The organism is Actinomycetospora aurantiaca (assembly GCF_037401875.1).
GTDB lineage: Bacteria > Actinomycetota > Actinomycetes > Mycobacteriales > Pseudonocardiaceae > Actinomycetospora > Actinomycetospora aurantiaca.
The window spans coordinates 1-22,661 of record NZ_JBBEGN010000001.1 but is presented as its reverse complement, the minus strand read 5'-3'; the positions used below and the strand labels follow the sequence as shown (position 1 = coordinate 22,661).

At 71.8% G+C, this 22,661-nt stretch carries 18 protein-coding genes and 1 pseudogene; 8 read left to right on the top strand and 11 right to left on the bottom strand.

Features of this window, described 5'->3' with window-relative positions:
• Nucleotides 1-25: 25 nt before the first annotated feature.
• The 3 genes from WCD74_RS00090 to WCD74_RS00080 form a co-directional block, all read right to left on the bottom strand.
• Nucleotides 26-394 (bottom strand): hypothetical protein, encoded by a 369-nt coding sequence (locus tag WCD74_RS00090; RefSeq protein ID WP_337692766.1) that lies wholly within the window; start codon nucleotides 392-394, stop codon nucleotides 26-28.
• A 774-nt stretch (nucleotides 395-1,168) separates the two neighbouring features.
• Entirely contained in the window at nucleotides 1,169-1,567 is a 399-nt protein-coding gene (locus tag WCD74_RS00085; protein ID WP_337692765.1) for a hypothetical protein, read from the bottom strand.
• A gap of 1,242 nt (nucleotides 1,568-2,809) precedes the next feature.
• Complete coding sequence (locus WCD74_RS00080) at nucleotides 2,810-3,205, bottom strand: hypothetical protein (protein WP_337692764.1); 396 nt, start codon at nucleotides 3,203-3,205, stop codon at nucleotides 2,810-2,812.
• A gap of 1,584 nt (nucleotides 3,206-4,789) precedes the next feature.
• On the opposite strand from WCD74_RS00080, the gene WCD74_RS00075 reads away from it, so the two are divergent.
• The gene (locus WCD74_RS00075) at nucleotides 4,790-5,275 is read left to right on the top strand and encodes a universal stress protein (protein WP_337692763.1); all 486 of its coding nucleotides are present in this window, start codon (nucleotides 4,790-4,792) and stop codon (nucleotides 5,273-5,275) included.
• A gap of 129 nt (nucleotides 5,276-5,404) precedes the next feature.
• Here WCD74_RS00075 and WCD74_RS00070 read toward each other — a convergent pair whose 3' ends face one another.
• Nucleotides 5,405-5,728, bottom strand: coding sequence for a cupin domain-containing protein (locus tag WCD74_RS00070; RefSeq protein ID WP_337692762.1), 324 nt, complete (start codon nucleotides 5,726-5,728; stop codon nucleotides 5,405-5,407).
• 137 nt (nucleotides 5,729-5,865) lie between these two features.
• Between WCD74_RS00070 and WCD74_RS00065 the strand changes: the two genes are divergently transcribed.
• A complete protein-coding gene (locus tag WCD74_RS00065) occupies nucleotides 5,866-6,351 on the top strand; it encodes a universal stress protein (RefSeq protein ID WP_337692761.1) in 486 nt (161 codons plus the stop codon).
• Between the two features lie 44 nt (nucleotides 6,352-6,395).
• Nucleotides 6,396-8,132, top strand: a complete 1,737-nt coding sequence (locus WCD74_RS00060; protein ID WP_337692760.1) for a sensor histidine kinase — start codon at nucleotides 6,396-6,398, stop codon at nucleotides 8,130-8,132.
• Nucleotides 8,133-8,136: 4 nt separating this feature from the next.
• On the opposite strand, the gene WCD74_RS00055 is transcribed toward WCD74_RS00060, so the two are convergent.
• From WCD74_RS00055 to WCD74_RS00035, 5 genes are read right to left on the bottom strand one after another with little or no spacing between them, the layout of a single operon-like run.
• Entirely contained in the window at nucleotides 8,137-9,081 is a 945-nt protein-coding gene (locus tag WCD74_RS00055) for an Acg family FMN-binding oxidoreductase (protein ID WP_337692759.1), read from the bottom strand.
• Complete coding sequence (locus tag WCD74_RS00050) at nucleotides 9,078-9,452, bottom strand: CBS domain-containing protein (RefSeq protein ID WP_337692758.1); 375 nt, start codon at nucleotides 9,450-9,452, stop codon at nucleotides 9,078-9,080. Before WCD74_RS00050 ends, WCD74_RS00055 begins: the two co-directional genes overlap by 4 nt.
• Nucleotides 9,449-12,823, bottom strand: coding sequence for a thiol reductant ABC exporter subunit CydD (gene cydD, locus WCD74_RS00045; RefSeq protein ID WP_337692757.1), 3,375 nt, complete (start codon nucleotides 12,821-12,823; stop codon nucleotides 9,449-9,451). The genes WCD74_RS00050 and cydD overlap by 4 nt, the downstream gene beginning before the upstream one ends.
• Nucleotides 12,820-13,854, bottom strand: a complete 1,035-nt coding sequence (gene cydB / locus WCD74_RS00040) for a cytochrome d ubiquinol oxidase subunit II (RefSeq protein ID WP_337692756.1) — start codon at nucleotides 13,852-13,854, stop codon at nucleotides 12,820-12,822. The genes cydD and cydB overlap by 4 nt, the downstream gene beginning before the upstream one ends.
• An 11-nt stretch (nucleotides 13,855-13,865) precedes the next feature.
• The gene (locus WCD74_RS00035; protein WP_337692755.1) at nucleotides 13,866-15,269 is read right to left on the bottom strand and encodes a cytochrome ubiquinol oxidase subunit I; all 1,404 of its coding nucleotides are present in this window, start codon (nucleotides 15,267-15,269) and stop codon (nucleotides 13,866-13,868) included.
• A gap of 120 nt (nucleotides 15,270-15,389) precedes the next feature.
• Here WCD74_RS00035 and WCD74_RS00030 point away from each other — a divergent pair, with 120 nt between their 5' ends.
• Nucleotides 15,390-16,025: a response regulator gene (locus WCD74_RS00030; RefSeq protein ID WP_337692754.1), complete on the top strand. Its 636-nt coding sequence runs from the start codon at nucleotides 15,390-15,392 to the stop codon at nucleotides 16,023-16,025.
• Nucleotides 16,026-16,967: 942 nt separating this feature from the next.
• Here the strand turns inward: WCD74_RS00030 and WCD74_RS00025 are convergent.
• Nucleotides 16,968-17,756, bottom strand: a complete 789-nt coding sequence (locus WCD74_RS00025; protein WP_337692753.1) for an SAM-dependent methyltransferase — start codon at nucleotides 17,754-17,756, stop codon at nucleotides 16,968-16,970.
• Between the two features lie 223 nt (nucleotides 17,757-17,979).
• Between WCD74_RS00025 and WCD74_RS00020 the strand changes: the two are divergent.
• From WCD74_RS00020 to WCD74_RS00015, 3 genes and pseudogenes are all read left to right on the top strand, one after another.
• Nucleotides 17,980-18,312, top strand: a pseudogene (locus tag WCD74_RS00020) (histone-like nucleoid-structuring protein Lsr2); the annotation flags it as partial.
• Entirely contained in the window at nucleotides 18,286-18,576 is a 291-nt protein-coding gene (locus WCD74_RS30020; RefSeq protein WP_444876337.1) for an Lsr2 family DNA-binding protein, read from the top strand. The pseudogene WCD74_RS00020 and the gene WCD74_RS30020, both read left to right, overlap by 27 nt.
• Nucleotides 18,577-19,444: 868 nt before the next feature.
• Nucleotides 19,445-20,113 carry an LA2681 family HEPN domain-containing protein gene (locus WCD74_RS00015; protein ID WP_337692752.1) on the top strand — a complete coding sequence of 223 codons (669 nt, stop codon included), beginning with the start codon at nucleotides 19,445-19,447 and terminating at the stop codon, nucleotides 20,111-20,113.
• Nucleotides 20,114-20,882: 769 nt separating this feature from the next.
• Here the strand turns inward: WCD74_RS00015 and WCD74_RS00010 are convergent.
• The gene (locus tag WCD74_RS00010) at nucleotides 20,883-21,470 is read right to left on the bottom strand and encodes a TetR/AcrR family transcriptional regulator (protein ID WP_337692751.1); all 588 of its coding nucleotides are present in this window, start codon (nucleotides 21,468-21,470) and stop codon (nucleotides 20,883-20,885) included.
• 292 nt (nucleotides 21,471-21,762) lie between these two features.
• On the opposite strand from WCD74_RS00010, the gene WCD74_RS00005 reads away from it, so the two are divergent.
• Nucleotides 21,763-22,641 carry a hypothetical protein gene (locus WCD74_RS00005; RefSeq protein WP_337692750.1) on the top strand — a complete coding sequence of 293 codons (879 nt, stop codon included), beginning with the start codon at nucleotides 21,763-21,765 and terminating at the stop codon, nucleotides 22,639-22,641.
• Nucleotides 22,642-22,661 lie beyond the last annotated feature (20 nt).

Sequence of the window (22,661 nt, the reverse complement as noted above, 5' to 3'; positions counted from 1 at the left end):
GGCTCGTCGGTCGGTGGCAGTGCGCTCAGGAGGCGTCCCCTACGGGGTAGTAGCGCCGGACGAACGCTTCACCTGGCCAGGAGACGCCGGCCTGGGCGTACACCGCGCGGTAGTGCTCAAGGGTGGGAGCTCCGAACCGTGCGGCGTGGTACTCGCTGGCGGCCGCGCACGCGGCGGGTCGTTCGGCCGCCCGCTGCGCGCGCGCCGCCATCTCGGCACCGTCGAGCTCGGCGTCCTCCGACGGGACCGGGGCCGCAGCGGAGTTGGCGGGCACGATGTCCGCGATGGGACGCCCGTCGCGGACGAGATGAACGACTGAGCCCGTCGCGGCACGCCGAATCCCCTCGGCGACGCCCTCGGCGTCGTCCGCGGAGATCTCGAACGCCTCGCTCATGGAACCAAGGTTATCGGACAGGGTCGGAGGACGGAACGCGAGCCGCTGAGCAGAGTGAGCACCCACCCGCAGAGGTGTCCGGCTTCGCCTGCGCCCGCCCGGGCAGCTTGATTGTCCCGCGGCGTCGCCGGGACGGGCTCGCATACAGACGGACGGTCTCTCCAGAACGTCGCGATAACGCCGCTTATCGGGACCTTGAGGGTTTCGGGTCCTTCGAACTGAGCAGCGGGAACAAGTCAGGCCAGCAGGACGTCGATCTCGACGTGGGGCAACCAGCTGCTCGCTGGGATGACCGGCCGTCCGCGTTGGGGACCGAGGACGAGGAAGTAGAGGAAGTAGAGTCAAGGGTTGAAAGCACGTTCATCCTCCGTAGCAAGTACGCGGCTAGCGCGTGTGAACGCTGCCAATCGGTCCGATCACGACAATGTTATTCCGCTTCTCGCGGCTCGATAGAATCGTCGCGAAGAGCCACTAGGGGTTGGAATAGGAGGAAGACAATTGCGACGATTCCCGCAGTCTCGCTGAAGGGTGCGCCGGTCCCGGTCGAGCGCATCGCCGAGTTCGCGCCGCACAAGGTCGTGAGCGACGGCGTCCGGACGAACACCCCGGCCGCGATCGAGGCGCGGGCCGTCCTCGCCCGGAGGTCGAGGGCCCGGCTGTAGTCCTCGTCCGGCGCGCGACGGCCAGACACCCCGCAGCGCCGGACCTACTGACACCCCCGACTCCCCGTCACCTTCTTGCGGCGGGTCGGGGGTGTCGCACGTCCAGGGCCCACTAGCTCGCATTCCGTCGCTGTGTCGCGCCGATCAACTTGGCGATGCGCGATGTCGCTAGGAGCTGCCCGGTCCGACACTCCTTGCGGCCGCAAGTGCACTTTTCGACGCCCATCCAGTGCTCTTCTCGAACCTCCGCGAGGGCGTTCATGGCTTGGTCTCGGGTGTGGAGCGCAGCGTCGGCGCGCATGTGCGCTCGCTTCTCCTCGCGGACCGCTTCCTCCACCCGCTCCCAGTAGAGAGTCGCATGATCGAACGCGAGTTGCGTGTACTTCTCGTGTCCCTGGTGTCCGGCGCACTCTCCACACACGTCGGGCAGATCATGACCAACTACATCGCGAACCCGCGCCACTAGGCGGCAGCAGCGACAGGTGATCTTGGCGGAGTCAACGACACTCATGGGGCCTCCCTGCGGTCGACGACCCGAAGTTACAGAGGGGGTCCGACAGTCTCGGCCTATTGAGCACGAGACACCCGCGCGATGAACTCAATCCAGTCCGGGATCATCGCGAACGCTGCGATGCCTATAGCTACGAAAGTCGCGCGGCGGGGTGTCGGGCGTCACCGCTCGACGGGCGCCGCACGGCAGTGGTCGATGCGGCCCGGTCGTTGATCGACTTACGCCGCAACTCTCCGCCGGGCGGGCGAGGAGCCCCCGCAGGAGGTTGATCACGCCGTGACGGTAGGAGCCTCAACCAATGTTGGGGAGGGCTCCGATTCGCACGTATCGCACGAGGGCGCCGGCCAACAAGATCCGCGCCCCCTACGCGCCCCCTACAAACGGCGGATCGCAGCGGGCGGCGCCGGTCGGGCCCCGGTCGACGGCGGGCACCCGGCTGTTGTCCTGACGAGCAACAACGCGGCCCATCAGGTCATCGCGAAGGGTGTCTATCGGGTATTCAGGAGACCGGCGGCCACGGACTGTAAATCCCTCTCGGATGTCGACGCATTCCCGAGCTCGAGTTCTGGGCGTTCGATGAGGGACCGATAACTCCATCTATCGCGGTGCGGTATCGCGCGAGGAGCTGTGGGCATGTAGGCGATCGGAGACTTTGCTGCGCTAATAGCAACGCTACCGGCGGCGCGCATGAATTTCAGCGAGTCGACGCTCGTGCTCGGCCATTCGCTGGTCGTGCTCAGCCTTTCGTCGGTCAGACTCTTCTTGGGTTGGCACGTTCGCCAGGATGGCGGCCATACGCTGCTCGTGCTCGACCCTCCGCTGATCCGACTCCGCTCGGGTCGGGATGTGGGCGGGTTCGGGAGTCCGATACCGGCACCGGTCCGCCGCGCCCTGACTTCGGTGCTGGATGTCGCAGCCGGGGTGCGTCCAGTGCCTGGCGGCAGCCCCACTGCCTCCGCCCCCGCCTCCGCTGCGACGCCGGCGCTTGGTCAACGGCACGTACACCCGCAGCGGTCCGATGCCGAACCCGAGCCCGATCCCCATGGCCGTCCTCCCTGTGCCAGTACGTCTGGGCATCGACCTGCCAAGTGGTCGTGTTACGGAGGCGAAGTACGCCTCGCCGCCTTCCATCGGTACAGGTGCGCCAACCGGGCCGTTCGGAGGCACGCACCGCGATAACTCCGTTTATCGCGGCACCACGGGTCGGGTGGCCAAGCTCGAACCAGAAGTAAGCCGCCCGAGTCAGACCAGTAGGACGTCGACATCGGGATCTAGGCGACGAAGGCGGCCGGCGTCGGATGTGATGACAGGCCAGCCGCGCTGCCGGGCGATGACGCATGCGTGGCCTGCACTTACGTCGAAGGTGCTCGTGCTCTCGAGCAGAGCCGCCACCTCGGCGGCCGTCGCTGGGTCGAGGTCCCGGCGCACGATCGAGGGGTGCTCAAGCAGTTCGTAGAGCTCGGTCAGGGCTTCTGGCGTCGCGGCAGGCGTGCGCAACGCTCGAACCTCGGAGAGCGCCAAGGATGGTAGGTACAGCGGTGTGGAGGCCTGGCGGGCGGTGATCAGCCAGACATTCGCAGATCGAAGGGGGTCGAGGATGGCGTCGAGGCCAGAAGGGTCGACGACCTGACCGAGCACGCCCGCACTATGTCGCGAGTTCTGGCGGAGTCAGGCTGCGGGGTGGCCGGTGGAGTCCGCCACCGGGTGGCGCCGGCGGATCTCGTCTTCGCCCGGCCAGGTCAACCCACAGGCTGCATAGCTGCGCTGGTAGTCCTCAAGGCTGGGGGCAGACCGTCTCCGAGCGACCATCCGTGCCTCGATGGCAGCGCCCCGCTCGTCAGCGCTTGCCGCAGGCGAGGCCAGAGGTGGGAGCGCGTGGCTGCTCATGTCTGCACTGTAGCCGCGCAGCGCGTCCGGCTAGAAGACACACGCTGCGAGCCCCGTCGCTTGAGCTGGGATCGGCCCCGCTTGCGCGGGCTCGACGAGCCCGCGCGCCGCGCCACCTCGGCGGCGACCAGGGGCTCGGACCGGACTCCTCCTCGGGAGCGCTCCATGCGAGCCACGGCACCTCCCGACTCACTCACCTCTGGCGTCCGGGTGTCTCCTGCCGGTGCAACTCGTCCGAGCAGCGCATCTCGCTAGGTGACGCCAGCACCCGCGGTAGTAACGCTGCGTCTGGCACAAGGCGATCTAGGCACTGACGTCGACGGCCGAGAGCGACGTGCGTACCGGGGGGATCGTGATGGGCTTCTTCACTCGCATGCTCGTGCCGCGCAAGGTTCGACGGGCGGTGCACCCTGTCCGAGCGGCCAAACGAGCGGTTACTCCCAAGCCGATCAAGAAGGCTCAACGAGCGCTTCACCCCATCGACAACGCGATCTACAGTCTCGAGCGCTCGTTCACTAGCAAGCCACGTCCGAGCCGTCGGTCGGCATCAGGCGCGAAGGCGAAGAGCAAAGCTCCGATGTTCAACCATGGGTCTTGTCCGGTCAACCACCGATCCGCGACGGCTGCAGCAAACTGTCGCCACCGCTAGGCCATGAGTTCGTCTATGCCGCGATAACTCCGAGTATCGCGGCGTCTCTCACCAACGGTTCCCGAGCGCGTCGCTCCTGAGGAGAGATCGATGAGACCCGGCGGCGCTCATCTGGTCGAGACGCGACCGCGTTAGGAAATCGATCGTTCCGGGTGGTCGTCGTAGCGCGGTACCTGACCTCCTCACGCTCGTCAGGTGTATCGGCCGGACACGTTGATGAGACCGGTGTGACGGCGCCGTTCAGATGGTGGCCCACGCTACGAGGCGTTGACCCTGCCCTGCCGATCTGACGGCTCACGCGTCTGGTCGTCGACGGAATGGGCCGATGCGCAGGCCGCGGTCGGCCTCCAAGTGTGATGGCTGACGGCGTGGCGGTGGTCGGATCGCCATCACGAGGTCGGTGAGGCCCGCGCCCACCGCTCGCCCGCCGGCGCGACGGGCCCGAAAGTATCGACGACGAGGTCCAACAGGACCGACAGGCTCGGGACGATCGCCACGCCGGTGGTGGGGGGCGGTGGTCGTTGTGGTCACGCCGGTCCCGGGGTCGATCGATGCTCGCGACCACTTTTCCGACGACGGGTCGGAGGTCCCGGCGGACGTGCCCGGAGGTCCCTGGGACCCGTCGTCGCCACGGGCCAGGCTCAGTGGCGGGCCGGGCCCCCGGCCCGCGGGAGGAGGACAGCGGCATGAAGCAGGACGAACCCTCGGTCGGGACGGGCAGCGTCGTCGTCGGGGTGGACGGGTCGCCGGGCGCGCGGACCGCCCTCGACCGCGCCCTGCGGGAGGCGGCGCGGCTGTCCGCGCCCGTCGTCGCGGTGATGGCCTACGACCCGCCCGACCTGTGGGCGATGGAGCTCGGCGCGCTGCCGCTGGACGTCGCCGAGATCGCCCGCGAGGTGCAGAAGAACACGCAGCAGGCCGTGGACGAGGCGGTGGCGCGTGCCCGGGAGGAGGGCGTGACCGTCGGCGAGGTCCGGGTCGTCGCGGCGGCCGGGTCCGCTGCCGACGTGCTCTGCCGGGTGGCGCGCGACGCCGAGCTCCTCGTCGTCGGGCACCGCGGGCGGGGCGCCTTCGCAAGCCGGTTGATCGGCTCGGTCGGCCTCGGTGTCGTGGTGCACGCCACGTGCCCGGTCCTCGTGGTCCGGCCCGTCGGCGCGGCCACCGGGACGTGAGTGCGGCGGCGCCGGCGGTGTGCGCAGGAGCGGGGCCCCGCGCCGAGGTGGGCGGCGACGACGCGTAGCGCGCCCACGTCGCCGCGAGGGCCCGACGCCCCGCACCGGGTCTCGGTCCGCGGGGACGTCTCAGTCCGCGAGGACGGTGAGCACGACGGCGACGTCGGTGACGGCCTGCAGGCCGTGCCGGCGGTGCGGGACGTCGGTGAGCGTGCCGGACGGGAGCTCCACGCCGTCCTCGCCGACGACGAGCCGGGCGGTGCCCTGCAGGACGTGCAGGATGGCCGCCCGCGGTGCCGCGTGCTCGTGCAGGGCGGCGCCGGCGGCGAGCGCGATGAGGGTCTGGCGCAGCTCCCCCTGGTGGCTCAGCGTGGCCGAGCTGCGCTGCGACGACGCGGCCCGCGCGGCCGCGAGGTGCGCTTCGACGAGGTCGGGGACGTGGTGGAGGGTCACCGCGCCACCTTCTCGCGCGGTGTCGGCGAACCGGCCGAGGCGGACGTCCCGTCGGCCGGGGACCGAGGTCCCTTCACCGTCCGGCCACGGACGAGCATCGTGACGGGGGACGGGACACGGCTCGAGGAGGGATCGGGATGACCGAGCAGTTCGACGTGGCGGGGCTCGGGGCCGGAGCGGTGGTCGTGGGGGTCGACGCCTCGCCGAGCGCCCGGGTCGCGCTGGCCGCGGCCCTCCGCGAGGGGGAGCGGCGTGGGGTACCGGTGCTGGCGGTCACCGCGTTCGACCCGCCGGACCTGTGGGGCCTGGACTCGGCGGGCCTCGTCGACGTCGAGCTCGTCGAGCGCGAGATGCGGCGGGTGACCACCGGGATCGTCGACGAGGTCGCCCGCGATCTACGGGCCGCGGGGACCGTCGTGCCCGAGGTGCGCGTCGAGGTCGCGCCCGGACCCGCGGTGAGCACGCTGTGCCTCGTGGCGCGCGGGGCGGAGCTGCTCGTCGTCGGGCACCGCGGGCGGGGCGCCGTCGCGAGCCGGTTGATCGGCTCGGTCGGCCTCGGCGTCGTCGTGCACGCGACGTGCCCGGTGCTGATCATGCGGGCGGGGGTCCCGGCCGCGGTCTGAACCCGCCGCTACCGTGACGGGCGGTCCGGACCGGGAGGAGCGGGATGGTCGACGTGCCCGACCCGACGCCCGACGAGGAGCTGCTGCGCGGGGATCCGTCGCGGTGGCGCCTGCGGGACCTGCTCGACGAGGTGGCGACGCGCGTCGAGACGCTCGGCCGCACCCGCGTGCGCACCGAGGGCCTGCTCGACGCCGTCCTCGCCGTCGCCTCCGGGCTCGACCTCGACGCCACGCTGCGCCAGGTGGTGCGGGCCGCGGCCGACCTCGTGGACGCCCGGTACGCCGCCCTCGGGGTGCTCGCCGACGACCGCGCGTCGCTCTCGGAGTTCGTGTTCACGGGCCTCGGCGACGACGTCCGGGAACGGATCGGGCACCTGCCCCACGGCGAGGGCCTGCTGGGCCGGTTGATCGAGGACCCGCGGCCGCTGCGGCTCGACGAGCTCTCCGCGCACGCCTCGTCGGTCGGTTTCCCGCCCGGCCACCCCCCGATGCACTCTTTCCTGGGGGTACCGGTCCGGGTCCGCGGCGAGGTCTTCGGCAACCTCTACCTCACCGAGAAGCACGACGGCGGGTCGTTCACCGCCGACGACGAGGCGGTGGTCTCGGCCCTCGCCACCGCCGCCGGCGTCGCCATCGACAACGCCCGCCTCTACGGGCGAACTGCGGCGCTCGGGCGCGAGGCCCGCCGTCGGGAACGGTGGCTGGAGGCGACCGGGGAGATCACCACCGAGCTCCTCGCCGGCACCGACCCCCGGGAGGCGCTCGCGCTGGTCGCGCAGCGGGCGCTGGAGCTGACCGACGCGACGTGCGCGCTGGTGGTGGAACCGGCGGGCGGGGACGCCTCGACGGTGACCGCCTCGGTCGGGATGGAGGACGTGTTCCCGCTCGGGTCCGCGGTGCGGACCGGGGAGTCGGTGCTCGGCGAGGTCGCCCGCGCCCGCACCCCGCGCCGCGAGGCCGCGCTGCGCCTGGTCGGCGGGGACGGCGGGCCCACGGACCTCGGGCCCGCGCTCGTCGTGCCGCTGCGCGCGGGTGACGACGTCACCGGCGTCCTGGTCGCCGCCCGGCGGCCCGACGCGGCCGCGTTCGACGCCGAGCAGCTCCCCGTCGTCGCCTCGTTCGCCGACCAGGCGGCCCTCGCCCTCGCGCTCGCCGCGAGCCGGCACGCCGAGCGCGAGCTGGACGTGCTCGCCGACCGCGACCGGATTGCCGCGGACCTGCACGACCACGTCATCCAGCGGCTCTTCGCCGTCGGGCTCGGCCTGCAGAGCGCCCAGCGCCGCACGACCCGCCCGGACGTGGCCGAGCGGGTCGCGGAGGCGGTCGACCAGCTCGACCAGGTGGTGCGCGAGATCCGCACGACCATCTTCGACCTGCACGCCGACACCGCCGGGCGACCCGGCGTGGGCGGCCGGATCCGCGCCGTCGTCACCGAGCTCACCGCGCACAGCGGCGTCCGCCCGGTGATCCGGGTGACGGGGCCGATCGAGGTCGTGCCCGACGTGCTCGCCGACCAGGTCGAGGCGGTCGTGCGCGAGGCCGTGAGCAACGCGGTCCGGCACGCGGGCGCCGAGGTGGTGACGGTGACGGTCTCGGTGGGCGACGAGGTGGTCGTGGACGTCGCCGACGACGGCCGCGGGATGCCCGAGGCCGCGGCGCTGTCCGGGCTGCTCAACCTGGAGCGGCGGGCCCGGGCGCACGGCGGTGACCTGATCGTCGCCGCGCGGGAGGCCGGCAGCGGGACACGGCTGCTCTGGCGGGTCCCGCTGCCCGCCTCCTGACCGGTCAGGCCCCGGCGACCGGTCGCCGGGGTACGGGCACGCCGTCGACACCGTGACCCACCCGCAGCATCGCCTGCGGCCACAGCCCGCCGCCGAGCAGCCCGCGCAGCGCCGCCCGGTGCTCCGGGACCTCGAGCGGCGGGGCGACGAACGACGCGGCGAGACCGTAGACCGTGGCGGTGAGCAGGACCCGCTGGAGGGCCTGGCCCGCCTGGACCTGGGCCAGCGGCCGGTCGACGAAGGTCCCGAGCACCAGGATCAGCGGTTCGGACTCGCGGCCGTCCGGTTCCCCTCGCCCGCCGGTGAGGTCGACGCGCCACGGGTCGTCGACGGGCGGGCGGGGGCCGCCGGCGTCGGCGGTGAGCCCGTCGAGCGCGCCCCGCGCGCAGCCGGTGTGCGCCGACCGCTCCGCGACCCAGGCCGGGTCGGCCTCCTGCGCCCGGCGGGCCGCTGCGACGAGGAGCTCGACCTCGCGTCGCTGGGTGGGGTCGTCCAGCCAGCACAGCCAGCCGCGTTCGGCTTCCGCGGCGCGGCGCAGGGCGGCGCGCGCCGCGAGGGCCACGGGCAGGTCGAGGAAGGCCCGCCGGGTCGTGTGGCGGCGGGGGATCGCGTCGGCGAGCGCCCGCTCGGGCGCGGTCGGCGCCAGGGGACCCCCGACCTGCAGGCGGGCGAGCGACCACGGGTCCGCCGGGTCGGGCAGCAGGTGCACGTGGGCGCGCCGTCCGCGGGCCCGCACCGCGAACCGCATGTTGAGCAGCGCCGCCCCGCCCGCGACGCGCACCGCCCGGCCGTCGGGGTCGGAGACCGGGAGTGCGCGCCGCGGGTCGCCCCGCACCTCGTACACGTCGGAGGCCACGGCCCGGAGCTCCCACGGCTGGCTGTTGTGCGCCGACGGCGCGAGCGCGCCGGCGGCGAGAACCTCCTCCGCACCCGACGGGGCCCGGGTCACGACGCGTCCCCCGCGACGAGCGCCCGCAGGGCGTCGGTGCCGGTGACGATGCCGACCAGGCGACCGCGCTCGACCACGAGGGCGGCCTCGAGACCGCCGTCGAGGATCGCGCGGGCGACCCGGGCGGGCGGATCCGACGGCGCGACCCGCGGTACGACGGCGTGCACGAATCCCGCGACGGTCCGGAGCGCGACGTGGCGGTCGGCGCCGAGGACCCCGACGAGGTCGCCCTGCACCACCAGGCCCACGCAGTCGGTGCCGTGCACCACCGGCAGGTGCCGGATCCGTTCGCGGTGCATCGTCTCCAGCGCCTCGGCCACGGTCGCGGCGGTCGGCACGACGACGACGCGCGTCGACACCGGGAGCGTCACACCGTCACCTCCGCCCGGGTCCCGACGGACAGGACCGGCACACCCGGGAACTCGGCGGGGCGGTGGCTGACCACGAGCAGCGTGCGGTCCGCGGCGAGCGCCGCCAGGTCGTCGCACAGGGCGGTCGCCGTGGCCGCGTCGAGGTGCGCGGCGGGTTCGTCGAGGACGAGGACCGGGCGGTCGGCGAGCAGGGCCCGCGCGACGCCGAGCCGCTGGCGCTCGCCGCCGGACACCGCCCCGCCGTGTGTCCCGAGGGAGGTGTCCAGACCGGCGGGCAGGCCGGCGGCCCACCCGCCGAGCCGGGCGCGGCGCAGGACCTCGCGGAGGTCGTCGTCGGCCGCGTCGGGGCGGGCGAGCAGGAGGTTCTCGCGCAGCGTGGAGTCGAACAGGTGCGTCGCCGGGCCGCACCACGCCTGGCGGGCGCGGACCGCGTCCCCGGCCTGGGCGGCGACGTCCACCCCGTCGACGAGGGCGTGCCCGGCGCGGGCGGGCAGGCCGGCCGCCAGGGCCGCGAGCAGGGTGGACTTCCCGGAACCCGACGGTCCCGTGACCACGAGGCGCCCGCCCGCGGGCAGGTCGAGGGTCACGTCCCGCAGCGCGTCGCGGTCCGCGCCGGGCCAGCGCACGGCGAGCCGGTTGGCGCCCAGCGCGCCGTGGCGCGGCGGGTCGACGGGCGCGGCCGGATCGACCACGGTGGCCGGGGCCGCCTCCAGGTCGGCGAGGCGGGCCAGCGAGGGCAGGGCGGCCGCCAGCCGGGTCGCGGCCTCGGGGAGGCCCGCGACGACCTCGGCGCAGGCGAGCGGGAGCAGGGCCAGCACGGCGAGCGTGGTGCCGCCGATCTCGCCGGCCCGCAGCGCGACGACCCCGAGGGCCGTGGTGGCGACGGTCGTCGCGCCCAGGGCGAGCGTCCCGAGGGTCGTCCCGGCGGCGGCGGACCACGCCGACCGCGCGAGCAGCCGGGTGAGTACGGCGTCGCGCCCGACGAGCGCGCGCAGCCGCGCGGGGCCGGCGCCGAGGGACACGAGCTCCTCGGCCGCCTCCAGGGTCTCGACGGCGGCGGTGACGACCGCGCCGCGCGCCGCCGCGGTCCGGGCGGCGGCCGCCCGCACGGACCACCACGACACGGCGGCCGCGACCGGCCCGGCGAGGACCAGCCCGACCGCGAGGGCCGTCCCCGCGGCCGGGAGCAGCCACGCCGCGGCGGCCACGGCGGCGGTCCCCACCAGCACGCCCTGCACGCCCGGGAGCACGGCCCGCACGACGGCGTCCTCGCCGGCCTCGACGTCGCCCACCAGGCGGGCGAGCAGATCCCCGCGCCGGCGGCGTGCGGTCGCGGCGGGGCCGACGCGCACGAGCGCGTTCCAGATCCGCACGCGCAGGTCGGCGCCGAGGCGCAGCGCCGTGTCGTGGGCCACGAGCCGCTCGGCGTAGCGCAGGACGCCGCGGGCCAGGCCGAACGTGCGGACGGCGACGATCGCGACCATGAGGGTGAGCACCGGCGGGTGCAGCGCGGCGCTCGAGATCAGCCAGGCCGACGTGGCGGTCAGCGCGACGCCGCAGGCCAGGGCACCCGCGCCGAGGCCGACGGCGGCCGACCACCGCCCCCGTCGCTCACGCAGCGCCCGGGCGAGCACCCGCCACGGGCCGGGCGAGCCGGGCGCCCCGCCGTCGAGGTCGACCGGCGTGGGGACGGGCACGGGGGCCCGGCGGGTCGGTGCGGGGGCCGGCGGCGGGGTCGCCGCCAGGGTCTGTGGGGCCGGGGCGGGGAGCGTGAGGACCCGGTCGCAGCGGGCGAGCACGGTGTCCCGGTGGCTCACGACGACGGCGCTACGCCCCGCGAGCACGGCCGGGAGCGCGGCGAGGATCGCATCCTCGGCGTCGCCGTCGACGCCCTCGGTCGGCTCGTCGAGCAGCAGCAGGGGCCGGTCGGCGACCAGGGCCCGCGCGAGCGCGACCCGGCGCCGCTGGCCGGTGGACAGGCCCGCCCCACCGTCCCCGACGACCGTCCCGAGGTCGACGTCGAGGGCGGCGGCCGCGGCGGCGGCGGCCAGTTCGGCGTCGTCGGCGTGGGGTGCGGCGAGGCGGAGGTTGTCGGCCACGGTGCCGGCGAGCAGCACCGGGCGCTGCGGGACCCAGGCGATGCGGCCGGCCCAGGAGGCCGGGTCGACGTCGGCGAGGTCGACGCCGCCGACCTCCACCGCGCCGCCGTCGGGACGGCGTACCCCGCGCAGCACGTCGAGCAGGGTCGTCTTCCCGGCACCACTGGGGCCGGCGACGCCGAGCACCTCGCCGGGCGCGAGCTCGAGCGAGACGGAGGTGAGGACGGGGCCACCGCGACCGGTGACCCCGACCTCGCGGAGACGCACCGGCACCCGACGGGGGTCGGGGGCGGGCCGTCCGGCTCCGGGCGCCGCGGCCGGCAGCTCCAGGATCGAGAGGACCTCCTGCGCGGCGGTGAGGCCGTCGAGGCTGTCGTGGAACCGGGCGCCGACCGCGCGCAGCGGCAGGTAGACCTCGGGGGCGAGCACGATGATGAGCAGGGCGGTGTGCAGGTCGAGCTCGCCCTGCACCAGGCGGAGGCCGACCGCCACCGCCACGAGCGCCACCGACAGCGTCGCGAGCAGCTCGAGCACGAGCGCGGAGAGGAACGCCACCCGGAGCGTCGCCATCGTCGCGGTGCGGTGGCGGTCGGCGATCTCGCGGAGCCGCCCGGCCTGGCGGCGGGCACGACCGAAGGCGACGAGGACGTCGAGACCCGCGACGAGGTCGAGGAAGTGGTGTCCGAGCACGGCCAGCGTGCGGGACCGTCGCGCCACCGCCGACTCGGTGAAGCGTCCGATCAGGATCATGAAGACCGGGATCAGCGGCACGGTCCCGGCGACGATCAGGGCGGCCACGAGGTCGGCGCCGAGGATGCGCAGGCTGACCGCGAGGGGGACGACGGCGGCCACGAGCAGCGTCGGGAGGTAGCGGCGCACGTACCCGTCGAGCCCGTCGACGCCGCGGGTGGCGAGCGTCGACAGCTCCGCGGCGGAGGGCAGCCGCGGGTCGCGCGGACCGAGCTCCAGGGCCTTCCCGACGAGGCGGGCGCGCAGGGCCGCGACGACGTCGGCGGCGGCGCGGGCCCCGGCGACCTCGCTCGCCCCGGCGAGCAGGGCCCGCCCCGCGACCACCGCGAGCAGGGCGGCCAGCGTCCCGCCGAGCGCCGCGAGGCCCGCGCCGCCGAGGAAGCCGCGGGTCACCGCGCACGCGATCAGGTCGGCCTGGGCGACGACGAGCCCCGCGGTCGCGATGCCCACCCCGGCGCAGAGCACCACGTGCCGCCGCGCGGCGGCGACGTGGCGCAGCAGGCGCGGGTCGAGGGGCTTCACGCGTGCTCCCCGACCGGGGCCTCGTGCGTGGGGGCGGGCGTGGGGATGTGGCTGCGCGAGATGCGGCGCCGGAAGACCCAGTAGGTCCACGCCTGGTAGCAGAGGACGACCGGGGTCATCACGGCCGCGACCCAGGTCATGATCGTCAGCGTGTAGGGCGTCGAGGCGGCGTTGGTCGTGGTCAGACCGAACGCGGGGTCGATCGTCGAGGGGAGCACGAACGGGTACAGCGAGGTGAACAGGAACGCGGTCGCGGCGACGATCGTCGCCGCGGTCAGCGTGAATGCCCAGCCCTCGCGGCCCGCCGTCGTCGCGAGCAGGCCTCCGACCAGCGCGAGCGCCGCGACCAGCGCGAGCGCCAGGGCCACGGGACCCTCGTGGTCGAGCCACGTCCACGCCAGGAACACCGCCGCCACCGGCACGGCACCCACGCCGAGCCGCACGGCCAGGGCGCGGGCCCGCACCCGGATGTCGCCGTCGGTCTTCAGGGACAGGAACACGGCGCCGTGCAGGGTGAATAGCAGCAGCGTCGTCACGCCCCCGAGCAGGGCGTACGGGTGCAGCAGCGTGAGCAGGGAGCCGACGAACTCGTGGTCGGCGTCGAGCGGCACCCCGCCGACGATGTTCGCGAACGCGACGCCCCAGAGCAGCGCGGGCACCACGGAGCAGACGACGATCACCGTGTCCCACGTCGAGCGCCAGCGGGCGGTGTCGCCCTTGCCGCGGTACTCGAAGGCCACCCCGCGGCCGATGAGCGCCACGAGGACGAGCAGCAGGGCGAGGTAGAAGCCGGAGAACAGGCTCGCGTACCACTCGGGGAAGGCCGCGAAGGTGGCGCCGCCGGCGACGATCAGCCACACCTCGTTGCCGTCCCACAGCGGCCCGATGGTGTTGATCATGACGCGGCGGTCGGTGTCGTCGCGCCCGAGGACGCGCAGCAGCACGCCCACCCCGAAGTCGAAGCCCTCGAGGACGAAGTAGCCGGTCCACAGGACCGCGATGAGGATGAACCAGACGTCGGTGAGCTGCATCGGAGAGTCCCTCAGTAGGCCACGGCGAAGGGGCGGTCGTCGGCGTCGTCGCGGGGCGACACCGCCTCGGGCGGCGGGGCGGGTGCGGGCCCGGCGGTGATCGCGCGGACCAGCAGCCAGCCCTCGACGACGGCGAGCCCGCCGTAGAGCAGGGTGAAGACGACGAGCGAGGTCAGCACCGAGCCGACCCCGACCGCGGGGGAGACCCCGTCCGCGGTGCGCAGCTGCCCGTAGACCACCCACGGCTGGCGGCCCATCTCGGTGAAGATCCAGCCGAACGAGTTGGCGAGCAGCGGGAAGGCCATTGAGAGCAGGGCGAGCCGGGCGAACCAGCGGCTCGGCACCCGGTCCCCGCGGGTGAACCACAGCGCCGCGAGGGCCACCAGCGCCGCGAGGACCCCGAAGCCGATCATGAAGCGGAAGGTCCAGTAGGTCATCGGCACCATCGGGCGGTAGTCGCCGGGACCGAACCGGGCCTGCTCGGCGCGCTGCACGTCGTTGATGCCCTCGACGACACCGTCGGTCGAGCCGGTCGCCATGTACGAGAGGACGCCGGGCACACGCAGGCTCCACAGCTCGCGCGACCCGTCGAGGCTGCCGACGGTGAACAGCGAGAACGACGCCGGGCCGGTGGTGTCGTAGAGCGCCTCCGCAGCGGCCATCTTCATGGGTTGCTGGGAGGTCATCACCTTGGCCTGGACGTCACCGCTCACGATCACGAGGACGCTCGCCACCAGGACCGTCCAGGCCCCGAGCCGCAGGGCCGGGCGGAACACGTCGGCCTCGTTGCGCCGCGCCAGGTGCCAGGCGCTGACGCCGAGCACGGCCGCGCCGGCCACGACGAGGGCAGCCGTGACGGTGTGGGCGAAGGTCACCAGCGCGGTCGTCTGCGTGAGCACCGCCGCGAAGTCGGTGAGCTCGGCGCGCCCGGTCGCCGGGTTGAACCGGAACCCCACGGGGTGCTGCATCCATGAGTTCGCGGCGAGGATGAAGTAGGCCGACAGGATCGTGCCGAGCGAGGCGAGCCAGATCGTGGCGAGGTGCACCCGGCGCGGCAGCCGGTCCCAGCCGAAGATCCAGAGACCCAGGAACGTCGACTCCAGGAAGAACGCGACCAGGCCCTCGATCGCCAGCGGCGCCCCGAAGACGTCCCCGACGAAGCGGCTGTAGTCGCTCCAGTTCATCCCGAACTGGAACTCCTGGACGATGCCGGTCACCACGCCCATCGCGAAGTTGATCAGGAAGAGCTTCCCGAAGAACTTCGTCGCCCGCAGCCAGCGCTCGGCGCCGGTGCGGAACCACGCCGTCTGCATGAGCGCGACGAGCACGGACAGGCCGATGGTCAACGGGACGAACAGGAAGTGGTAGACGGTCGTGATCCCGAACTGCCATCGGGCTGCATCCAGGCTGGACACCGGGGAGTCCTCTCGTCGTGGTGGACGCCCCGAAGCGTCGTCGCCGGCGGGGTCTCCGGGGCAGGTCCCGAGGTCCCGCGGTGCCGGGACCTCGGTCCCGCGTCGGCCTAAGGTGGGCGCGTGATCCGGGTGTTCCTGGTCGACGACCACGAGGTGGTCCGCCGCGGGGTGGCGGGCCTGCTGTCCGACGCGGAGGACCTGGAGGTGGTCGGGGAGGCAGGCAGCGTCGCCGAGGCCCTGGCGCGCGTACCGGCCGTGCTCCCGGACGTGGCGGTGCTCGACGTGCGGCTCCCCGACGGCAACGGCGTCGAGCTGTGCCGCGAGCTGCGCTCGCGGCTGCCCGACCTCGCGTGCCTGATGCTCACGTCGTTCCCCGACGAGCAGGCGATCCTCGACGCGGTCCTCGCCGGGGCGGCGGGCTACGTGATCAAGGACGTCCGGGGCAGCGACATCGCCGCGGCCGTGCGCGACGTCGGGTCCGGACGCCCGCTGCTCGACCACCGGGCGGCCGCGGTGCTCATGGCCCGCCTGCGCACCCCGGCGACGCCGCTCGACCCGACCGCGGACCTCACCGAGCAGGAGCGCGCCGTGCTCGACCTCATCGGCGAGGGCCTGACCAACCGGCAGATCGGCGAACGCCTGTTCCTCGCCGAGAAGACCGTGAAGAACCACATCACGCGCCTGCTCGCGAAGCTGGGCATGGAACGCCGCACCCAGGCCGCCGTCCTCGCGGCCGAGGTCCGGCGCCGCCGCTAGATGTGCGACAGGACACGGGCATCGACTCTGACGACACGGCCTCAAGGACCTCGAGCCGTAGGACGTCTCGGGAGTGCCGTCGATTTGTCCGACCGTGCGCCCTCATCGAGACCGTCGCCCGGACCTCGTCGCGGCGAACACCACCGGCTACGCCTTCTACTCCTACCCGCAGCGCGCGGGTTGGTCGGTGTCGGTGACGTCGCACAATTCTCCTTCCCCGACCCGAGGCCCCCGCTTTACCACCGGACTGGAAGTCCGTGGGCGGCGGTACCAGATGGAGACGACGTTCATCCGAGAGAATCTAGGTCAGCGCGTTCAGGCATCGCCCGCGTCGACAGGCTCTTCGCGGGCAGGTGTCCGATGTTCAGTCGGCATCTCCTGCCGCAATAATGCCAGTTATCGCGACTTGGCCAGGAGCGTGCGTCTCGTCGTCACCACGTGCCACACGCCCAAGGACGCGAGCTGTTAGCCCAACCGTGTGGACCTATCAGTGTTCGGCGCGGGCCGGGCTCCAGCGGTCCCGGGCCGATAGCACAGGGCTACTGAGGGGCGATGCCGACGACGAGCAGCCCGCTCGAGCATGCCGTTAAGCTGGGAACAGCCCCCGCGAGATCGCGGCTGGGTCGCTCGCCACGGCTGACTCCGCGCCAGATCGCGGCGGTGGCCAGGGCCGTCACCGCCCACAGCGCAGCGACCCGCATGAAGAGGACCGCATCGTCGTACGCACGCGGCGCTCCTCCCGTTCGCTGCGCCCGCGGCGTGAGGGGCAGCCCTGCTACTGTAGTGCCGTCTTATGGCTGGCGCCCCGCTCCTCTTTTATGCCGGCCGGCTCATCGGGAAGTGTGTGACAGAGTGATCGTGTCTAGACGGCAGTTGTGGTTGGCTGCCGCCGTCGTGCGTTCGCTCAAAGCTCCTCGACTGAGCGCAGGCGTCCGCTCGGGATTACTCGACGATCCCGAGAGCGCCGTACACGGCGGTGTCAGGGAGCTCGGAGGACGTACGCCACCGTCGGATGTCGACCAGACCAGGTTCGAGTAGCCGCAGCCCGCTCAGGGCCTGAGTGAGTTCCACGCGGGAGCGGATGTAGGCGGGGTTGGCGCTTTGTGCCATGACCGCGGCGAGCTCGCGCATGTGGTGGGCGGCTACTGGGTCGTCGAGGTCATCGCTGCCGTGAGACATGCCGAACGCGCTGCCAGGAGCGAGCGCCGTACGGCAAGCGGCCACGATCTCGGGAAGGTTCTCGTCGTGGGACACGTAGTGCAGCGCCGCGATGGCCAGGACCGCCACGGGGCGGGTGAAGTCGAGAAGCTCGGCGACGCCTGGAGCGGCCAGGACGTCAGCGGGATCGCGTAGGTCAGCCTGGGTGATGCTGACCAGCGGGTCACCTGCGAGGACGTCGCGGCTATGAGTAACCGCAACCGCCTCGATGTCGACGTACGCGACGCGTGCCTCGGGCCGGAGGCGGCGGGCGATGCCGTGGACGTTGCCGGCCGTGGGGATGCCCGAGCCGAGGTCGAGGAACTGGGTGATGCCCAGCTCGCAGCAGCAGGTGACGGTGCGACGCAGGAAGTCGCGGTTGGCGTGGCCCGCCTGTGCAGCGTCGGGGAAGCGCTCGAGCATCGCCGCGGCGGCTAGGCGGTCGGCTTCGAAGTTGTGGGCTCCGCCGAGCATGTAGTCGTAGATGCGGGCGGCGCTGGGGCGAGTTGCGTCGATCCATGAGCTGCCTGTCATGGTTCATAGACAAGCATGACTTGGGTGCGTACACGAGACAGTCGACTGGACCGGTTTCAAGGTTGGCACGCGGGCCTGAGGTGTCGCGTGATTCGGGTACCCATCGAGGGGTACCAGTCTGCTGGGGCAGAATAAAGATCGAGCTGCGAACAGCCAGGAATCGGGCCCTTTCATGAGGTCCGATGAGACTGGACTGCGACGGATGAAGGAGTGAGAGAGACTTATGGCTTCCCGGACCACAGTGACGCTGGTGGATGACCTCGACGGGAGCTCCGCCGACGAGACGGTCCCGTTCGGCCTGGACGGTTCGGAGTACGAGATCGATCTGTCGTCCGGGCACGCTGAGGAGCTGCGCGGGGCGATCGAGCGCTACGTCGCCGCGGCGCGCCGCACTGGTGGGCGCCGGGCGAGCGCCTCCGGCGCTGGCGCTCGTGGACAGAAGCCCGCGAACGGGGCCTCGCGTGAGCGGAACCAAGAGATTCGAGCGTGGGCGGCGAGCAACGGCGCGACGCTCGCCGACCGGGGCCGGATCCCGAGCCCTGTCGTCGAGGCGTTCGATGCTGGCGATGCGTCACGCCTGAGCGGCGGCGACGGCAGTGGAGGCGACATCGCGCCAGCGCCCTCGACAGCGCCCGACGTCGAACAGACCACCGCCAGCGACGGGGCTGAGCAGTCGCGTGGCCGTGACGGGCTGACGGCAGCGGAGCGCGAGGCCATCCGTGAGTGGGCGGTCAACGAGGGCATCGAGGTCAAGGCGCGGGGCATCCTCAAGAGGGACCTCATCGCCAACTACGAGGCCTGGTCAGCTCGTCAGAGCTGAGCCTGCGGCGCCGGCGCCGAGTATGTCGGCGCCGGCGATGCCGCGATAAGCCCACATATCGCGGTATCGAATATAGGGTTGGCCACGACGACGCCGGCCCATTGCTCTCACGAGGCGCAGGGGTCTACGAAGGTGGCAGCGCCCGTCGGTTTACCCTACGGATGTGGGCTCCAGCGCGGACTTTAACGAGCATCTGAGACCGCTATACACAGGGCAAGTGACTGATCCATTGGAGGTCATACTTCGTACACGAGAAGCGCTGACGCTCGCCGAAGAAGTCAGTGCATCTGACCCGAACTTAGGTCCGCTTCTGTTGTCTGCGTCGAGCTTACTCAATAACGCCGGTGCGGACGCGATGGACAGTGATGCTCTTCGCCAGGGTGTCGCTACGGCAGCTAGTTTGTTGACCTTCGAAGACAATCCCGTCGGATTCCGGGCACACGCAATGTACAATTTCGCGACCGGTACAGGGTCCCTCTACGACTGCGCAGTATCGAGTAGGTGCGATGGCACGTGGGAGGACTTTCGAGCCAAACACGCTCTGCCGTCATTGCGATACCAACAATCCGAAACGCTGAAGTCGGCGCGAAACGCTTACAGAGACGTCAACGGTGCCGTTTCAGCTCAGAGTGAGACTCGGGGACGAGCCCTTTGCAATCTCGGGAACATCCTCGATTCGAGCGCGCGGTGGGTGGAAGCCTACGACTGCTACGTCGCCGCCCTCGAAGCCGATCCAACTAACGGTAACGCCTCGGGTAACGCCGCCATCTTGCTGAGTGCACTCGCTGCGAGAAACCCCGCTCGTCCTGGCCACGTCGCTTCCTTATACGACCACTACCTAGCGCATGCCCAGGAGTACCACGAGCGCGTGGTCGAGCTGGCCGGGCAACATGTCGCGGAGCGTTACCTAAATATGCCCTTGCAGGGCGTCGACTATCACGTGCACGAAGGCAAGTCCGACGATAGCTACGTACGATGGATCAGTGAGAACAGGCTCCCCCTAACGGCCGCATTGGAGGGGATGGGATCAGATTCCGATAAGTGGGACGACGCTCATCTCACTAGCGTCACGTCAGAACCTGGTCAACTCCGTCCTCCCGACGTGTTCTCGATGGTCAATGTCCTGAAAGGTGAGTATCTGGTTGCCCGTCGGCTCGCCTTTGATTCCTTAAGCGCGTTAGCCTCAGGCGACAACGTCGGAGACTCTGGTACCTACGTCGATACTGTGGACGACGCAATATACGGGCACAGTGCGCAGGCTCTCGTGCTTGCACATAGGTCGGCATTAGATCTGCTGGATAAGATCGCCGTTGCCGTAAACCATTATCTGCTGGTCGGCGACGACCCGGCCAAGGTTTCCTTCAAGGGATTTTGGGCGAAGAGGGGTTCTGACAGGATGCGCAAGGAACTGGTATCTAAGTGTCCTGAATCGCGCGCCCCCTCCTTGCGCTCGCGGAGCTCGCGTTGGACGTCTCGCCGGACGGTCTTTACGCGCGAGCGTCGGCCATTAGGAACGCGGGGACCCATCGGTTCCTGATCGCATCTTCGGGCGACGAGGTAGATGTCGGGAAGTCGGCTCTCAGTCGTGCTCCGTTCAAGGTGCTGGGACAATCGACAATCGAATCGCTAAGAGTAGGTCGCGCTGCATACCTCTATCTCCTCGATTTGATAGAGGAGACCGAAACACCCCGGCGAGCTCTTCCCGGGCGAGCTACCGTTCAGCTTCACGATCAGCCGTAGGCGCTTGCACATGAAGGAGTGCCCAACCACGACGCTCCCCTAAGAGTCGCCGGGCCGCTGAGCTTGAGGTTTGCGGCCGATGTCGCCATAACCCTCACTATCACGGCGTCTAACGCACTCGCACGGTGCAGCTTAGACGTCCTACGCGGCGCTGCGTTCACCGCCCGAACCCGGCGTCGGGAGCGCATCTCGTGCCCGGAGCGGCGGAGCCGGCCGATTCAACTGCGAGCGGAGGAGGACCTGCGGTGGCGACGACAAGACGAGCCTGGGCGCCGGAAGGCGCGGTCACGCTCGGGGTGGTGTCGGATCGGGGGCGAACGCCGTGTCGACGTCGGTGTTCTCGAGTGGTGCCCGACTGAGGGGGGTAGCCCGCGGCGTTGGCCAAGGCCGCCACGGGGACGCGGTTGGAAATGGTAGTTGAGCCAGGCGGACCGTCGACGGGACCGCGGTGGCCGTGTCGACCTCCGGACCGTTACCGCGTGCCGTCGTCGTAATCTTGCTCTTCCCGACGGCGGGTCCGGCCGGATGCGCTCCGGTCGAACCGTGTCCGTCGGACCGGGTTGCGATCAGGCGGCCAGCAGGCAGGTGGCGATCCGGGCGAGCCGGTCCGCGGCGTCCGGGTGGTTCAGCCCGGGGGAGACCAGGTGGCTGATCGTCAGGCGCACCACGGCGTCGACCGCGTCCTCGACGACCCGACCCTCGGTCTCGGGACGACGCCGCCGCACCCAGTCCCCGACGAGGCCGGACCCGCCGGCGATGATCGCGTCGCCCCTCGTCGTCAGGAAGGGCAGGAGGCTCGTGTCACCGCTGCGGCTGCCGGTGAGGATGGCGCGCAGCAGCGGGTTGCCCGACGCCTCGTCCAGGGTGAAGCGCACGGCGGCGCGCACGCCGTCGGGGACGTCGGAGTTGGTGTCCAGGACCGACGCGATGCCGCCGAAGAACCGCTCCGCCTCGCGGGCGACGAGGGCCTCGCCGACGCCGTCCTTCGTGCCGAACTCGCGGTAGAGGGTGGGGCGTGAGACGCCCGAGGCGGTCGCCACCTCGCCGATCCGCACCCGGTCCCAGCCGTGCTCCACCGCCAGCTGGGCTGCGGTGTCGAGCACGCGCTCGCGCACCTGGCGTCGGAACTCGACGCGGAGTGATTCGCCGGTCATGCGTCGAGTGTCACTCATTGCGACCGAGCAAGTGGCGGGAGCACACAGGTTGCGGCCGTACGGGTGTCGACACTCCGTCCGTTACCGCATCGTGACCCGACTACTTGCTGAGCGCATCCGGCCTGCGCTGCGCGTCCGTGTGGCGCAAGCACGGGGAGGTCACGTTAGTCCAACTCAGTGAACACGGGCCGTTGGGCCGAGCGGGTGTAACGCGTCCGGGTGGCTACCGATGAGTCGGCCACAGTCAGCGCAGGACCGGTCGTCGGGGCCATCGAACGAGGGAGTCGCAAGGATGCGTGCACGTCCCGGGCGGTTGCTGCCGAGCGTGATCGTCGGCGGACTGTTGGCCTCCGGACTGGCCCTCGGCGCGGGGACCGCGAGCGCCGCGGACACCTGCAAGTACGAGGACAAGATCTACGAGATCGTGGACGCGAGCAAGGTCACGAAGGACGGCGATGGCTGCAAGCCGGCGGGTGGCCTCCTGAGCTCGCTTCTGGGCTCCGCGCTCAAGCTCGTCGCACCACCAGGCGGCCCGGGTGGCGACGACGCCGACGGTGGTGGCGTCGTGGAGCCGGGTGGGACGGGTGGCCAGACCGGTGGCGAAAACTCCGGCGGCGCCGGCGCGGGTCCATCGACGAAGCCGTCGCCCAGTGCGAGTGCGACGCCGACACCGACAAACACCCCTGCTCCGGCGCCGGCTTTCGTTGCGGCACCCGTCGGAGTGCTCCCCGCGCCGGGTCCCGCGCCCGCCCTCGGGGCCGCGGGGCCCGTCGGCGCGCTGCCCCCGCTGGCCGGGATCGCGCCTCCGGGGCTGGCGACCGGTCTGTTCGGCGCGAACAACTACGACCCCGGACTGCTGTTCGGCTCGCCCCTCGGGGACGCCGCAAGTGCCCTGTTCAACCCGAAGGCCGACAGCGACGTCACGACCGTGAGCCAGGCCCAGGTCCTCGGCAGCTCCAACGGCAGCGGGTACGGCACGCCCGTGACGATCGGCGTGATCATCCTGGCGTGCCTGATCGGGTTCGCCGTCCGGCACCGCATCATCAGCCGCATGAAGGCCCGCGAGCTGCCGGTCGACTACAGCCCGCGGCACGCGGCGCCGGAGCCGGAGACCGAGCTGGTCGAGGCGCCGGCCGACGCGCGGACGATGGTCGTCCTCACCCCGAGGTGAGCACTTACCGGGGCTATGGC

Bases quoted from the DNA above. Each gene is read 5' to 3' on its own strand.
- WCD74_RS00085 (WP_337692765.1), bottom strand. From the start codon at position 1,567: ATGAGTGTCGTTGACTCCGCCAAGATCACCTGTCGCTGCTGCCGCCTA.
- WCD74_RS00065 (WP_337692761.1), top strand. From the start codon at position 5,866: ATGACCGAGCAGTTCGACGTGGCGGGGCTCGGGGCCGGAGCGGTGGTC.
- WCD74_RS00025 (WP_337692753.1), bottom strand. From the start codon at position 17,756: ATGACAGGCAGCTCATGGATCGACGCAACTCGCCCCAGCGCCGCCCGC.
- WCD74_RS00075 (WP_337692763.1), top strand. From the start codon at position 4,790: ATGAAGCAGGACGAACCCTCGGTCGGGACGGGCAGCGTCGTCGTCGGG.
- WCD74_RS00090 (WP_337692766.1), bottom strand. From the start codon at position 394: ATGAGCGAGGCGTTCGAGATCTCCGCGGACGACGCCGAGGGCGTCGCC.
- WCD74_RS00010 (WP_337692751.1), bottom strand. From the start codon at position 21,470: ATGACCGGCGAATCACTCCGCGTCGAGTTCCGACGCCAGGTGCGCGAG.
- WCD74_RS00005 (WP_337692750.1), top strand. From the start codon at position 21,763: ATGCGTGCACGTCCCGGGCGGTTGCTGCCGAGCGTGATCGTCGGCGGA.
- cydB (WP_337692756.1), bottom strand. From the start codon at position 13,854: ATGCAGCTCACCGACGTCTGGTTCATCCTCATCGCGGTCCTGTGGACC.
- WCD74_RS00060 (WP_337692760.1), top strand. From the start codon at position 6,396: ATGGTCGACGTGCCCGACCCGACGCCCGACGAGGAGCTGCTGCGCGGG.